The sequence below is a fragment of the Bradyrhizobium liaoningense genome, assembly GCF_018130955.1.
GTDB classification, from domain to species: domain Bacteria; phylum Pseudomonadota; class Alphaproteobacteria; order Rhizobiales; family Xanthobacteraceae; genus Bradyrhizobium; species Bradyrhizobium liaoningense_C.
This window is the reverse complement of the sequence record NZ_JAFCJM010000007.1, coordinates 177,024-191,404: the sequence shown is the minus strand read 5'-3', so window position 1 is coordinate 191,404 and position 14,381 is coordinate 177,024. Positions and strand designations below refer to the sequence as shown.

Annotated in this window: 11 protein-coding genes; 8 read left to right on the top strand and 3 right to left on the bottom strand. The window is 65.6% G+C overall.

The genetic code is table 11. The features are described from left to right. The first annotated feature begins 1 nt into the window (after position 1). From JQ632_RS08560 to JQ632_RS08525, 8 genes are all read left to right on the top strand, one after another. Entirely contained in the window at positions 2-478 is a 477-nt protein-coding gene (locus JQ632_RS08560) for a formate dehydrogenase subunit gamma (protein WP_212401851.1), read from the top strand. Further along, positions 475-2,028, top strand: a complete 1,554-nt coding sequence (locus JQ632_RS08555) for an NADH-quinone oxidoreductase subunit NuoF (protein ID WP_212401850.1) — start codon at positions 475-477, stop codon at positions 2,026-2,028. The genes JQ632_RS08560 and JQ632_RS08555 overlap by 4 nt, the downstream gene beginning before the upstream one ends. A gap of 10 nt (positions 2,029-2,038) precedes the next feature. After that, the gene (fdhF, locus tag JQ632_RS08550; RefSeq protein ID WP_212401849.1) at positions 2,039-4,912 is read left to right on the top strand and encodes a formate dehydrogenase subunit alpha; all 2,874 of its coding nucleotides are present in this window, start codon (positions 2,039-2,041) and stop codon (positions 4,910-4,912) included. Positions 4,913-4,916: 4 nt separating this feature from the next. After that, positions 4,917-5,744, top strand: a complete 828-nt coding sequence (gene fdhD / locus JQ632_RS08545; protein WP_212401848.1) for a formate dehydrogenase accessory sulfurtransferase FdhD — start codon at positions 4,917-4,919, stop codon at positions 5,742-5,744. Beyond that, the gene (locus tag JQ632_RS08540) at positions 5,734-5,949 is read left to right on the top strand and encodes a formate dehydrogenase subunit delta (protein ID WP_212401847.1); all 216 of its coding nucleotides are present in this window, start codon (positions 5,734-5,736) and stop codon (positions 5,947-5,949) included. Before fdhD ends, JQ632_RS08540 begins: the two co-directional genes overlap by 11 nt. Before the next feature lie 95 nt (positions 5,950-6,044). Further along, on the top strand, positions 6,045-7,085 hold the full coding sequence (locus JQ632_RS08535; RefSeq protein ID WP_249151593.1) for an iron ABC transporter substrate-binding protein: 1,041 nt from the start codon (positions 6,045-6,047) through the stop codon (positions 7,083-7,085). A 13-nt stretch (positions 7,086-7,098) separates the two neighbouring features. Continuing rightward, positions 7,099-8,118 carry an iron ABC transporter permease gene (locus JQ632_RS08530; RefSeq protein ID WP_212401846.1) on the top strand — a complete coding sequence of 340 codons (1,020 nt, stop codon included), beginning with the start codon at positions 7,099-7,101 and terminating at the stop codon, positions 8,116-8,118. Next, positions 8,115-8,882: an ABC transporter ATP-binding protein gene (locus tag JQ632_RS08525; protein ID WP_409363474.1), complete on the top strand. Its 768-nt coding sequence runs from the start codon at positions 8,115-8,117 to the stop codon at positions 8,880-8,882. The genes JQ632_RS08530 and JQ632_RS08525 overlap by 4 nt, the downstream gene beginning before the upstream one ends. Before the next feature lie 292 nt (positions 8,883-9,174). Here JQ632_RS08525 and JQ632_RS08520 read toward each other — a convergent pair whose 3' ends face one another. The 3 genes from JQ632_RS08520 to JQ632_RS08510 all read right to left on the bottom strand — a co-directional run bounded on the left by JQ632_RS08520 (position 9,175) and on the right by JQ632_RS08510 (position 14,284). Beyond that, entirely contained in the window at positions 9,175-9,639 is a 465-nt protein-coding gene (locus tag JQ632_RS08520) for a DUF2269 domain-containing protein (protein ID WP_212401845.1), read from the bottom strand. 227 nt (positions 9,640-9,866) lie between these two features. Next, positions 9,867-12,827 (bottom strand): bifunctional [glutamine synthetase] adenylyltransferase/[glutamine synthetase]-adenylyl-L-tyrosine phosphorylase, encoded by a 2,961-nt coding sequence (locus tag JQ632_RS08515; RefSeq protein WP_212401844.1) that lies wholly within the window; start codon positions 12,825-12,827, stop codon positions 9,867-9,869. Next, complete coding sequence (locus JQ632_RS08510; protein ID WP_212401843.1) at positions 12,824-14,284, bottom strand: ATP-binding protein; 1,461 nt, start codon at positions 14,282-14,284, stop codon at positions 12,824-12,826. The genes JQ632_RS08515 and JQ632_RS08510 overlap by 4 nt, the downstream gene beginning before the upstream one ends. Positions 14,285-14,381: the final 97 nt, after the last annotated feature.

Here is a 14,381-nt window from a genome sequence, read left to right as displayed (position 1 = left end):
AATGACAGCGGTCAGTGAACATTGGAGCGAAGCGCGCGGCGCTGAAATCATCGCCGAACATGCGGGACAGGAGGGCGCGACGCTGGTCATCCTCCACGCCCTGCAGGAGGCCTTCGGCTACGTGCCGGAGCCTGCGATCCCGATGGTGGCGCAGGCGCTCAGCCTGTCACGCGCTGAGGTTCATGGCGTGTTTACCTTCTACCATGATTTCCGGCACAAGCCGGCCGGCCGCCACGTGCTGAAGCTGTGCTGCGCGGAAGCCTGCCAGGCCGCTGGCGGCGATCGCCTCGCGGCGCGCGCTGAAGCCAAACTCGGCGTGTCGCTGGGCCACACCACCGCCGATGATCGCGTCACGCTGGAGCCGATCTACTGCCTCGGCCTATGCGCCACCGCCCCGTCCGCGATGCTCGATGGCCGCCTCGTCGGCAGGCTCGATGAAGCGCGCCTCGACGCGCTGGTCGCGGAGGCGCAGCGATGACGATGCGTCTGTTCGTCCCACGCGATGCCGGCGCCGTTGCGGTCGGTGCCGACGATGTGGCGCTCGCGCTGGAGCAGGCTGCGGCCAGGCGCGGCCTTGCGATCGAGATCATCCGCACCGGTTCCCGCGGCCTCTATTGGCTGGAGCCGGTGGTCGAGGTGGCGACGCCCGCGGGCCGGATCGCTTTCGGACCCGTCACGCCTGCCGATGCGCCGTCCCTGCTCGACGCAGTCGCTACCGGCGGGCCGCATCCGCTCGGACTCGGCGCGGCCGAAGAGATCCCGTGGCTGAAGCGTCAGACCCGCCTCACCTTCGCCCGCTGCGGCGTGATCGATCCGCGCTCGCTCGACGACTACCGCGCCCATGGCGGCTACAAGGGCCTGGAGCGCGCGCTGTCGCTCGGCCCCGACGCTGTTCTCGCTGAAGTCACCGCATCCGGTCTGCGCGGCCGCGGCGGCGCGGGCTTTCCGACCGGCATCAAGTGGAAGACGGTCGCGCAGGCGAGCGCGAACCGCAAGTTCATCGTCTGCAACGCTGACGAAGGCGACAGCGGCACGTTTGCCGACCGCATGATCATGGAAGGCGATCCCTTCCTCGTCATCGAGGGCATGACGATCGCGGCGATCACGGTCGGTGCAACCAAGGGCTACATCTACATCCGCAGCGAATATCCGCATGCGGTCGAGGCGATGAACGCCGCCATCAAGGCTGCGAAGCGCGGCGGCTATCTCGGCACTGACATCGGCGGCTCCAAGCAGGAGTTCGATCTCGAGGTCCGCGTCGGTGCCGGCGCCTATGTCTGCGGCGAAGAGACCTCGCTCCTCGAAAGCCTCGAAGGCCGCCGCGGCATCGTGCGCGCAAAGCCGCCGCTGCCCGCCCATCACGGCCTGTTCGGCAAGCCCACGGTCATCAACAACGTGCTGTCCTTCGCGGCGGTGCCGTTCGTCATGGCCGAAGGCGCCAAGGCCTATGCCGATTTCGGCATGGGCCGTTCGCGCGGCACCATGCCGATTCAGCTCGCCGGCAACATCCGCCATGGCGGGCTGTTCGAGACCGCCTTCGGCGTCACGCTCGGCGAGCTCGTCGACGAGATCGGCGGCGGCACCTTCACCGATCGCCCCGTCCGCGCCGTGCAGGTCGGCGGTCCGCTCGGCGCCTACTTCCCGCGCGCGCTGTTCGATACGCCGTTCGACTACGAGGCCTTTGCCGCCCGCGACGGCCTGATCGGCCATGGCGGCATCGTCGTGTTCGACGACAGCGTCGACATGCGCAGGCAGGCGCGCTTCGCGATGGAATTCTGCGCCATCGAATCCTGCGGCAAGTGCACGCCGTGCCGGATCGGCTCGACCCGCGGCGTCGAGACCATCGAAAAGATCATCAACGGCGAGCGCGTGGCGGAAAACCTCGCGCTGGTCGAGGACCTCTGCAACACCATGAAATTCGGCTCGCTCTGCGCGCTCGGCGGCTTCACACCATACCCCGTGCTCAGTGCATTGAAGCATTTCCGGGAGGACTTTGTCCCGGCGCCGACGCTTCAGGCCGCGGAATAGGAGAACGAAAATGTCTCTGATCGAAGAAATCGACTTCGGCACGCCAGCTTCCAAATCGAAGACGATGGTCACGCTGACCATCGACGGCAACCAAGTCACGGTGCCAGAGGGCACCTCGATCATGCGCGCCGCGATGGACGCCGGCCACCAGATCCCAAAACTGTGCGCGACCGACATGGTCGACGCCTTCGGCTCCTGCCGCCTCTGCCTCGTCGAGATCGAGGGCCGCGCCGGCACGCCGGCCTCCTGCACCACGCCCGTGATGCCCGGCCTCGTCGTCCACACCCAGACCGAACGGCTGAAGAAGCTGCGCAAGGGCGTGATGGAGCTCTACATCTCCGACCATCCGCTCGACTGCCTCACGTGCGGAGCCAATGGCGATTGCGAATTGCAGGACATGGCGGGTGCCGTCGGCTTGCGCGACGTGCGTTATGGCTATGAAGGCGAGAACCACGTCTTCGCCAAGACCGACGGCTGCACCAACGACAATTGGATGCCGAAGGACGAGTCCAACCCCTACTTCACCTATGATCCCTCCAAATGCATCGTCTGCTCGCGTTGCGTGCGCGCCTGCGAGGAGGTGCAAGGCACCTTTGCACTGACGATCTCGGGCCGCGGTTTTGACAGCCGCGTCTCGCCCGGCATGAGCGAGAGTTTCCTGGGCTCCGAATGCGTCTCCTGCGGCGCCTGCGTGCAGGCCTGCCCGACCGCGACGCTGACGGAAAAATCCGTGATCGAGATCGGCCAGCCCGAGCATTCCGTCGTCACCACCTGCGCCTATTGCGGCGTCGGCTGCGCCTTCAAGGCGGAGATGCGCGGCGAGGAAGTCGTGCGCATGGTGCCCTACAAGGACGGCAAGGCCAATCGCGGCCATTCCTGCGTCAAGGGCCGCTTCGCCTGGGGTTACACCAACCACAAGGAGCGCATCCTCAGGCCGATGATCCGCGAACGGATCGAAGACCCCTGGCGTGAAGTCTCCTGGGACGAGGCGTTCTCCTTCGCCGCCACGAAGATGCGCGGCATCCAGCAGAAGTACGGTCGCGACGCCATCGGCGGCATCACCTCGTCCCGCTGCACCAATGAAGAAACCTATCTGGTGCAAAAACTGATCCGCGCCGGTTTTGGCAACAACAATGTCGACACCTGCGCCCGTGTCTGCCATTCGCCGACCGGCTACGGTCTCGCCACCACCTTCGGCACCTCCGCCGGCACGCAGGATTTCGACTCGGTCGAGCACACCGACGTCGTCGTCGTGATCGGCGCCAACCCGGCCTCGGCCCATCCCGTGTTCGCCTCGCGCCTGAAGAAGCGGCTGCGCCAGGGCGCAAAGCTGATCGTGATCGATCCGCGCCGCACCGAGATGGTGGAGGCGCCGCATGTGAAGGCGCTGCACCTGCCGCTGATGCCCGGCACCAACGTCGCGGTCATGACCGCGATCGCCCACGTCATTGTCACCGAAGGCCTCGTCAACGAAGCCTTCGTCCGCGAGCGCTGCGACTGGAGCGAGTTCGAGGAATGGGCGGCCTTCGTCGCGCAAGCCAAGAACAGCCCGGAAGCAACCGCGATCCTGACCGGCGTCGACCCAAAAGTACTGCGCGAGGCCGCGCGGACCTATGCCACCGGCGGCAATGGCGCGATCTATTACGGCCTCGGCGTCACCGAGCACAGCCAGGGCTCCACGACCGTGATCGCAATCGCCAACCTCGCGATGGCAACCGGCAATATCGGCCGGCCCGGCGTCGGCGTGAACCCGCTGCGCGGCCAAAATAACGTTCAAGGCTCCTGCGACATGGGCTCGTTCCCGCACGAGCTCCCCGGCTACCGCCACATCTCGGGCGAGGCCGTGCGCGACCAGTTCGAGGCGTTGTGGAACGTCAAGCTCAACCCCGAGCCGGGCCTGCGCATTCCCAACATGTTCGATGCCGCGATCGAAGGCACGTTCATGGGCATCTATGTGCAGGGTGAGGACATCCTGCAATCCGATCCCAACACGTCGCATGTGGTGGCGGCACTGTCGGCGATGGAATGCGTCATCGTCCACGACCTGTTCCTGAACGAGACCGCCAACTACGCCCACGTCTTCCTGCCCGGCTCGAGCTTCCTGGAGAAGGACGGCACCTTCACCAATGCCGAGCGCCGCATCCAGCGCGTGCGCAAGGTGATGACGCCGAAGAACGGCATGGCCGATTGGGAAGTCACCATCGGCCTCGCCAAGGCCATGGGCTTCGAGATGAACTACAGCCATCCGTCCGAGATCATGGACGAGATCGCGGCGCTGACGCCGACCTTCGCCGGCGTGTCCTACGCGCGGCTCGACGAGCTCGGCTCGGTGCAATGGCCCTGCAACGAGAAGGCGCCCGAGGGCACGCCGGTGATGCATATCGACGGCTTCGTCCGCGGCAAGGGCAAGTTCGTCGTGACAGAATATGTCGCAACCGACGAGCGCACCGGCCCGCGCTATCCGCTGCTGCTGACCACGGGCCGCATCCTCAGCCAGTACAATGTCGGCGCGCAGACCCGCCGCACCGACAACGTGGTCTGGCACAGCGAGGACCGGCTCGAGATCCATCCTCACGACGCCGAGCAGCGCGGCGTGCGCGACGGCGACTGGGTGCGGCTGAAGAGCCGCGCCGGCGAAACCACGCTGCGCGCCGAGATCACCGATCGCGTCGCACCGGGCGTGGTCTACACCACCTTCCACCACCCGGACACGCAGGCCAACGTGATCACAACAGAGTATTCGGACTGGGCGACCAACTGCCCTGAATACAAGGTCACGGCGGTGCAGATCTCGCCGTCGAACGGACCGTCGGACTGGCAGAAGGCCTATGACGCGCAGGCGCGGCATTCCCGCCGCATCGCACCCGCCGAAGCCGCGGAGTGAACCCATGCACGTGGCGGTACAGGCCATCGACCGCGAAATCTGGCGCGACGGCGCGGCCTCCGAGGGCGCGCGGCTGATCCCGGAGGAGACGCCGATCGCGCTGACCTATAATGGCGGCACCTATGCCGTCATGATGGGAACGCCGCAAAACCTCGAGGATTTTGCGGTCGGATTCAGCCTCAGCGAGGGCATCGTGACATCGGTCGACGAGATCCAGTCGCTCGAAATCGTGCGCCTCGATGACGGCATCGAGCTTCGGATGTGGCTGGCGCCCGAGACCGCAGGCCTGATCAGCGAGCGGCGGCGACACATTGCGGGCCCGACCGGTTGCGGGATCTGCGGCGTCGAGTCCATTGCGGAGGCGATCCGGCCTGCTGCGATCGTGCCGCAAGGAGAGCGCTTCAGGCACGACCAGGTCATGGCGGCGATGCAGGCCATTGCGCCTCTGCAATCGATCAACTGGCAGACCCGCGCCGTTCACGCCGCCGCGTTCTGGTCCCCTGCCCGCGGCATCGTGGCGCTGCGCGAGGACGTCGGTCGCCACAATGCGCTGGACAAGCTCGCCGGCGCGCTCGCGCGCAGCCGGACCGATGCGAGCGACGGCATGGTGCTGCTGACGAGCCGCGTCTCCGTCGAGATGGTACAGAAGACGGCTGCGATCGGCGCGCCTGTCATGGTTGCCGTCTCCGCGCCGACCGCGCTCGCGGTTCGCACCGCAGAGGCCGCCGGCATCACGCTGGTCGCGATCGCCCGCAGCGACGGATTCGAAGTTTTTACGCATGGCGGCCGCGTGGCGGCCTGCGTCACCACAGAGGTTGCCAATGTCGCCTGACCGATTGATTTACATGGCCAACCAGATCGGAACGTTCTTCCGCAGCCAGGGCCATGACAAGGCGGTGCCGGGAATTGCCGAGCACATCAAGAAGTTCTGGGATCCCCGCATGAAGCGCGCGATCTTCGCCCATCTCGACGCCGGCGGCGCCGGCCTGGATGCTCCCGTCCGTGACGCCCTCGAAACGCTGAAGAAGGCGGCCTAGCCCCGCCTCAAAGCCGCCGGAGCATGGCGCATATGCCATGCCCGCGCTCCGACGGTCATTGCAGCCTCATCAGGCGGCCTTATACAGGTCGGGCAATGATCGGAAGGGTTTTGACGATGGGCCTGACGCGCCGGACGCTGCTTGCCGCCCCCGCACTCCTGCTCGGAACCACCCGCGTGCGCGCGGCTGCTGTCACCGACGCCACCGGCCGCGCGCTGGAGATCCCGGCAACCGTCAGCCGCGTCTTTCCTGCCGGGCCTCCCGCATCAATACTGCTCTACACGCTCGCACCTGAGTTGCTGCTCGGCTGGACGCGCGCCAACCGTTCCGAGGAATGCGCATTCCTGCTGCCGGACATCTGCGCGCGGCCGGAGGTCGGCCGGCTTACCGGGCGCGGCAACACCGCGAACCTGGAATCGGTCATCGCGCTAAAGCCTGACCTGATCCTCGACGTCGGCTCGACCACGCCAACCCTTGTCTCGCTGGCCACGCGCGTGCAGGAGCAGACCGGGATTCCCTACGCGCTGCTCGACGGCCGCTTCGATGCGACAGCGGCGACCTATCGCCTGCTCGGCGCCCTCACCCGTCGCGATGCCGAGCCGCTCGCGACCTACGCCGAAGCGACGCTCGCCACCATCACCGCGCGCGTCAACCGCATCCCCGAGAACGAGCGGCCGCGGGTCTACTACGCACGCGGGCCGCGCGGGCTCGAGACCGGGCTCGGCGGCTCGATCAATGTCGAGACGTTGGAATTTTTGGGCGCGCGCAACGTCGCGGCCGAGCAGAAGGGCGGGCTCGCCACCGTCTCGGTCGAGCAGGTCCTGGCGTGGAATCCGGCTGTCATCGTGACCATCGACCGCGACTTCGCCGCCAACGTGCGCAGCGATGCGCAATGGGCCGGCGTCACGGCGGTGCGCGACGGCCGCGTGCACCTGTCGCCAAAGCTGCCGTTCGGCTGGGTCGACTTCCCGCCCTCGGTCAACCGGCTGATCGGGCTCTGGTGGCTGGCAAAGATCCTCTACCCCCAGCATTTCCCCGAGGACATGCGCGAGCTGACGCGGGACTTCTATTCGCGATTCTACCATATCGCACCGTCCGACGCCGATATCGACCGTGTGCTCGCCGGGCGGGACTGATAGTCTGCCGGCGATGTCCCGCTCGCCCCTCCCCGGTCTGTTGATCTCGTTCGCCGTCCTGCTTGCGGGGCTGCTGCTCGCCTTCACGGTCGGGCGCTATCCGGTTGGTCTCGGCGACCTCATCGCCGTGCTCTCGGCAAAGCTGTCCGGCCATGCGTCGAGCGTGCCCGCCGCCGTCGAGACCGTGATCTGGCAAGTGCGGGGCCCGCGCGTGATCGCCGCGAGCCTGGTCGGCGCGGCGCTCGCCGTCGCCGGCACCACATTCCAGGGCCTGTTCCGCAACCCCCTGGTCTCGCCAGACATCCTCGGCGCCTCCTCAGGCGCCGCACTCGGCGCAGTGCTCGGCATCTACTTTTCGCTCGGCGTGTTCGCGATCCAGGCGCTGGCCTTCGCGGGTGGATTGGTCGCGGTGGCGATGGTCTATGCGGTCGGCTCCGCAGTCGCAGCGCGCGATCCCGTCTTGGTGCTGGTGCTTGCCGGCGTCGTGATCGGGGCGTTGCTCGGCGCCGGCGTCGGCCTGATCAAATATCTCGCCGATCCCTACAACCAGCTGCCGGCGATGACGTTCTGGCTGCTCGGCAGCCTCGCATCCACGAACCCATCCGATCTCATTCCGCTGCTCGGGCCCGTCATGATCGGCACGCTCATCCTGCTGGCGCTGCGCTGGCGCATGAACGTGATGTCGCTGCCGGACGAGGAAGCGCGCGCGCTCGGCGTCTCCACGGGGCCCCTGCGCATCGCGATCATCGCCGCCGCTACGCTGGTGACGTCCGCCAGCGTCGCGACCGCCGGCATCATCGGCTGGGTCGGCCTCGTGGTGCCGCATATCGCACGCACACTGGTCGGCCCCGATTTCGGCCGGCTGATCCCGGCGGCGGCGCTGATGGGCGGCGGCTTCCTCCTGCTGATCGACACGCTGGCGCGCACCGCGGCGCAGGTGGAAATTCCCCTCGGCATCCTCACCGCCTTCGTCGGCACACCGTTCTTCATCTGGCTGCTCGCCGGCGTCTCCAAGACGTGGTCCGCGCCGTGATCATGTCGGGGCACGATCTCTCCATCGGTTATCGCGACCGCGTGGTCGGTAGCCACCTCAACGTTCAGCTTGCGACCGGCGAGGTGCTGGCGCTGCTTGGTCCCAATGGCGGCGGCAAGACCACGCTCTTGAAGACGCTGATCGGGCTGCTTCCGCCCAAGGCGGGAGATATCAGGCTTGGCGAGCGCAAGCTCGCGGGCCTCACCAGCCGCGAGCGCGCGCGGCTGATCGCCTATGTGCCGCAGTCGCATGCGGCGACCTTTGCCTTCACGGTCGAGACCGTCGTGCTGATGGGGCGGACCGCGCATGGAGGCCTGTTCGGCCGGCCGACCTCGGCCGATCGCACGATTGCCGCGCGCATGCTCGAACGGTTCGGCATCGCGCATCTTGCGGAACGTCCCTACACCATGCTCTCGGGCGGCGAACGCCAATTGACGCTGCTCGCCCGCGCGCTGGCGCAGGAGCCGCAATTCGTCGTGCTGGACGAGCCGACCTCGAGCCTCGACTTTGGCAATCAGGGCCGCGTGATCCGCGAGTTGCGGGCGCTTGCCGCCTCCGGCCATGGCGTGCTGTTCACGACGCATGATCCGAACCACGCGATGGCGGCGGCTAGCCGCGCCTACCTCTTGCGCAAGGGCATGCGGGTCGGCGAAGGTCCGGTCGCCGATGTGTTGACGCTCGAAAAACTGTCCGCGCTCTACGGCGCCAGCGTCAGGCAGATGATCGATGCCGCGACCGGCGCCGCGGCATTCCTGCCGGACTAAGGCGGCGGTCCAACAAAACGTCGAAAACAACCCCATGCACAGTAGCCGGACGGGTCGGTCGACGACTTGCTGATTTTACGAATTTCGCTTGACCCGTCGGGCAAATCAGGGGTATATTGCCATCGTCGGCAGGAGTGGCGCCATATCCTGCCCAGACGGCTCTGCACCGTCATGGCCGGGCCGCGCGTCAGGTTCTTGATCGCCCCCTCGATTTCTCCGCGGGAAAATCCTGCAGCAGTGGAAAGCGGTCTATTTGATTTCCCACTTCCAATACCTTGCTGATCGAAGGCTTTCAGACTGACTTGAAAACCATCAAATAGAATATCCCAATCATGGCTGCCGTTGATGGGAGGCCCAAAAAGGTCCAATTCTTGAAGAGCTCATGATACACAGCGGGTAATTCTGAGCTTGTCTCACTAGCCTTTTTGCAAAGATCAACCATGCGATGCTGCAGCCAGACACCAGGGATCCAGCAAAGACCGGCTATACAAAATAGTACCAAGGCCCACCCAAGCCATCCCGTCCAAACTGGAAATCCCGCCAGTGATGCCATCCACCATCCAGTGATGATTTGAGCCAGCGCGGACAATACAGTCAGGTACGACTCGACCTTGACAATATGAGGCCCGACTTCGGCAATGACTTTTACTTTCTTGGAGCCAAATACAATTGTACCTAGCAAGGCAGCAAAAATGCCTCCACCAAATAGAATTGTGGCGCTCATGATATGGAGCAATTTTAGTATTGGGTAGATCATCGTAAGTCTCTCAAAAGAATCTCATCAGGCCTTCAACTAGACCGCTTTCATCAATCTGAAAACCGTCAGCTCGAAGCAGGCACACCAAGAACGCCATCCGTCATGGCCGGGCTTGTCCCGACCATCCACGACCTTTCTCGCAGCACGAAGAACGTGGATGCCCGGGACATCTAGCGCGAAGACGCGCTTCGCGCTTCTGCCCGGGCATGACGACGGAGTTTGTGGCACTAACCGACCAGCGCGTTGAAGACGCGCCTGACTTCGGTCTGCGTTTCACGGACACGGGCTTCCAGCGCGGAAAAGTCGGGGGTGTCCCCGGCCCGCACCATCACGCGCTGAAGATCCACACCTGCCGTCTCCGGATTGAACTTTCCGATCACGCAGAGCCTGAGGATTTGCGTCAGGTCGTGATAGAGCCGCGCCGCGGAACGCAAGATCTCAGCTTCCGACGCATCGAGCACGCCGAGTCTTGCGGCGTTTTCCAGCACCTGAAGCGTCGAGACGCTGAGGATCTCCGGCTTGTCGGCGGCGTGGACGAGCTGGAGATATTGCGCGATGAAGTCGATGTCGACGAGACCGCCTGCCGCGAGCTTCAGGTCCCAGATGTCGTCCTCGCCCTTCTCCAGCGCGATCGCCCGCCGCATCTCGGCGACGTCGTTGGCGACAGTCGCGCGATCACGGCGCCGCGTCAGCACCTGGCGAATGACGGCTTCGATCTCGTCGCGGAACGCAGGCGATGCCGAGACGACGCGCGCCCGCGTCAGCGCCATGTGCTCCCATGTCCAGGCTTCGTTCTCCTGATAGTCGGCGAAGGAGTGGATGTGCGAGGCCACGGGACCGGCGCGCCCCGAGGGACGCAGCCGCATATCGATCTCGTAGAGCACGCCGTAATTGGTTCGCGTCGTGAACGCACTGATCAGGCGCTGTGTGAAACGCGCGAAGTAATGTGCGCCTTGCAGCGACCTTGCGCCGTCGGAGTCCGGATCGTCAGCGTCGAAATCATAGAGCAGGATCAGGTCGAGATCGGAGGATGCCGTCATCTCGCGGCTGCCGAGCCGGCCCATGGCGATGATGGCGGTCTCCTGCCCCCTGATCCGTCCGTGCTGGGCGGCGAAACGATCGGCGACCAGCCCATGCACGGTGTGAACGATGCCCTCGGCGACGTCGGCGAACGCCGTGCCCGCCTGCTGCGCCGAGACGGTGCCGGACAGAATGCGCGTGCCGATCAGGAACAGGCTCTCCTGCCCGAACAGGCGGAGCCGGTCGAGAAATTCCTCGTAGGAGTCCGCATCGCGCACCGTGGCGGCGAGACGCGCCGACAATTCCTGCCGATCCGGCATCGCGCCGAAGAACCGCGGGTCGATCAGGCCGTCCATGAGCTGCGGCTTCCGCGCCAACATCTCACCGAGCCGCGGGGCAGCACCAAGCACCAGCGCCACCAGTGCGACGAGATCTCGGTTCTGGCTGAGCAGCGTGATCAGGCGACCGCCGCGCTGCAGGGCCTGGAGGAACTGGTCGAAGGCGACGACGGCACGGTCCGGGTCCTCGGCGTGCGCGAGGCCGTCGATCAGCGCCGGCACGAACTCGATGAAAGCGGTGCGCGTCGCCCCGTTGCGGAATACGCGGTAGTTGCCGGTCATCCAGTCGCGCACGGTCTGGGCCAGCGCGGCGGGCTTCTTGAAGCCGAGCGTGGTGAGATGCTGCAACAGGCGCTGGTCGTCGGGGCCCGCACCGTAGTCGACCGCCGGCAGCTGGACCGTGCCGGTCGGATCGCCTTCGAACAGCTTTTCGTAGTGGCCCTGGACGATTTCGAGCTGGCGCAGGAGGTCGCGGGCGAAGGCTTCGCGGCTGGTGTAGCCGAAGAACCACGCAAAGCGCTCGACCGCCTCCTTGTCGTCAGGCAGCGCGTGGGTCTGCTCGTCGGCGATCATCTGGAGGCGGTGCTCGACCCGGCGCAAGAATTCGTAGGCGTTCGTGAGCTCGTCGCGCGCCTGATAGGTGATCCAGTTGCTGGTGGCGAGCACGTCAAGCGCGACCAGCGTCGGCCGCACCCGCAGCTCAGGATGCCGCCCGCCGGCGATCAGCTGCTGGGTCTGGGCAAAGAACTCGATCTCGCGGATGCCGCCGCGGCCGACCTTGACGTTGTGTCCTTCGACGGAGATCTCGCTCTGGCCGCGATAGGTCTGCATCTGCCGCTTCATGTCGTGGACGTCGGCAAGCGCCGCAAAATCCAGATGCTTGCGCCAGACGAAGGGCGAGATTTCGGCGAGCAGTGCTTCGCCGGCGTTGATATCGCCGGCGCAGGCGCGCGCCTTGATCATGGCGGCGCGCTCCCAGGTGCGCCCTTCCCGCTCGTAATAATGCAACGCCGCGTCGCGGGAGATCGCCACTTGCGTGGAGGACGGATCTGGCCGCAGCCGCAGGTCGACGCGGAACACATAGCCGTCATAGGTCCGCTGTTGCAGCAGGCGCGACAGCCCCTGCGTGACCCGGACGAAGAACGGCTGGGGCTCGATGTCATCGGCCAGCGTCGTCGCATCCGGATCGAAGAACACGATCAGGTCGATGTCGCTGGAGTAGTTCAATTCGCCCGCGCCCATCTTGCCCATTGCAAGCACGATCAGGCCGGAGCCTTCTTCGGGCGCGTCGGGATTCGACGGCGAGATGCGGCCGCGTGCGGCTTCCTGTCGCAGCAGAAATTCAAGTGCCGTCTGCACCGAGGACACAGCGAGATCGGTCAGCGCCGCCGTCACCCGCATCACCGGCCAGACGCCGCCGATGTCGCACAGCGCGGTCAGGAGCGCGGCTTCCGATTTCGTGCGGCGAAGCAGCCGGATCACCTCGGCTTCGTCCGATGCGGCGAGGACGGCGTGTCTGGTGCCCTCGATCAGCGACGCAAAATGCGCATCGGGATCGCTCTGAAGCAGCCGGATGAACCGTGCCGGATCGGCACGAACCAGCTCGAACAGATATGGCGAGAAGTCCGCGATCCCCGCCAGGATCTCCCGGGCGAATGAATGCACCAACTGCGCCTCGATCGCAGCCGCGGCTTGCGGATCGAGCTCGGCCAGCCAGTCACGAAGGCGTTGTTCGGCGGTGGTGGAAGCGGCAACATGAGGCGCTTCCGCAAAGCGAGCGGCAAGAGCGACACCATGCTTGTCCGCGTTTCCCGGCGCGGAGAGAGTCATGCCACCTTCTGTGACACATCCTGCGTTAGGGGAGCAACCCTGTCGCTGGCGCCCGCCCGCGCAGGCAGCACCAGCGTGGCGACGAGGCCGGGATGGGCGTCGCCCAGCTTCAATTCACCGCCGTGCAATGTGGCCACGGCCGACGCGAGGCTCAACCCCAGACCGGAGCCGGGTAGTGTCCGGCTCGCTTCCAGCCGCACGAACCGCTCGATCGCGTGCTTGCGATCGCCTTCGGGGATGCCGGGGCCGCGATCGGTGACGCTGAGCAGGACGTGACCGCCCTCGCGCTTCGCCTCGATCAAAATCTGGCGGCTGTCCATGCTGACGACGGTTCCCGCTGCCTGCGCAACAGGCTTGCCGTATTTGACGGCATTTTCGACGAGATTGGCGAGCGCCTGGCTGATCAGTTCGCGGTTGGCGTGGACGGGCGTGGGTTCGGTCTTCACCTTCAGCATCATGCCGTCATCTTCGGCGAGCGGCTCGTAGAGCTCGTGGATGCCATTGGCAACGTCGGCGGCGTCGAAGTCGTCCATATTGCCGCGGGCCTGGCCGGATTCTGCGCGCGCGATCATCAGGAGCGCATTGAAGGTGCGGATCAGCCCGTCGGATTCCTCGATGGTACGTTCGAGTGCCGCGCGATACTCGCCCTCGCTACCCGATTTCGCCAACGCTTCCTCGGCGCGGTTGCGCAGCCGCGTCAGCGGCGTCTTGAGGTCGTGTGCGATGTTGTCGGAGACTTCCTTCAGCCCGGCCATCAGGGCCTCGATGCGCTCCAGCATGGCGTTGAGGTTTTCGGCCAGGCGGTCCAGCTCGTCGCCGCTGCGCCCGACCGGCAGGCGTTCGCTGAGATCGCCGGTCATGATGCGCTGGGCGGTGCCGGTCATTGCATCGATCCGGCGCAGCACTCTGCGCGCGACGAAGATGCCGCCACCAAGGCCCAGCACGACCACGATGAGGATCGACCATTGCGCGGCTCTTGCGACGATGCCGAACAGGCGGCGGCGCTCGTCGAGATCCCTACCGATCAGCAGGCGGAAGCCGTTCGGCAGCTCGCTGACGTAAACCAGCGCGCGATGATCGCGGCTGTCGGTCTCCTCCATCCGCCGGTAGGCCGTTTCGATCCAGCCGCGCGTCGCCATCACGCCGGGCGCGAGCGAGCCGACATTGCCGGCAATAGCCTGCCCGGACGGGTTGGTCACGAGATAGAGGTTGGCGTTCGGCCGCAGCGACCGGTATTCGATCGCACGCGCGAGGCCGTACAGGCCACGGCCGATGTAGATGTCGTTGATCTCGGCGGTTTCGACGTTGACCGTCTGCGTGATTTCTTCGGTGATCAGCCGGCGCGTGTTCCAGGCGAAATAGCCGAGCAGCGACGCCGCGAACATCGCGAACAACAGCAGATAGACCAGCATCAGCCGGAACGCCGTGGTTCGGATCAGTTTACCGAATGCCGTCACGGATCATGTACGGCACCGGCAAAATGGTAAATTCAAAACCATTTTCCTCGCCGTCCTCTCAGGGGTGGTTGGTCCTTTTGGCAAGCGGCTACAATCC

Coding starts and splice junctions, on each gene's coding strand:
- JQ632_RS08535 (WP_249151593.1), top strand. CDS start 6,045: ATGATCGGAAGGGTTTTGACGATGGGCCTGACGCGCCGGACGCTGCTT.
- JQ632_RS08520 (WP_212401845.1), bottom strand. CDS start 9,639: ATGATCTACCCAATACTAAAATTGCTCCATATCATGAGCGCCACAATT.
- JQ632_RS08560 (WP_212401851.1), top strand. CDS start 2: ATGACAGCGGTCAGTGAACATTGGAGCGAAGCGCGCGGCGCTGAAATC.
- fdhD (WP_212401848.1), top strand. CDS start 4,917: ATGCACGTGGCGGTACAGGCCATCGACCGCGAAATCTGGCGCGACGGC.
- JQ632_RS08530 (WP_212401846.1), top strand. CDS start 7,099: ATGTCCCGCTCGCCCCTCCCCGGTCTGTTGATCTCGTTCGCCGTCCTG.
- JQ632_RS08555 (WP_212401850.1), top strand. CDS start 475: ATGACGATGCGTCTGTTCGTCCCACGCGATGCCGGCGCCGTTGCGGTC.
- JQ632_RS08540 (WP_212401847.1), top strand. CDS start 5,734: ATGTCGCCTGACCGATTGATTTACATGGCCAACCAGATCGGAACGTTC.
- fdhF (WP_212401849.1), top strand. CDS start 2,039: ATGTCTCTGATCGAAGAAATCGACTTCGGCACGCCAGCTTCCAAATCG.
- JQ632_RS08515 (WP_212401844.1), bottom strand. CDS start 12,827: ATGACTCTCTCCGCGCCGGGAAACGCGGACAAGCATGGTGTCGCTCTT.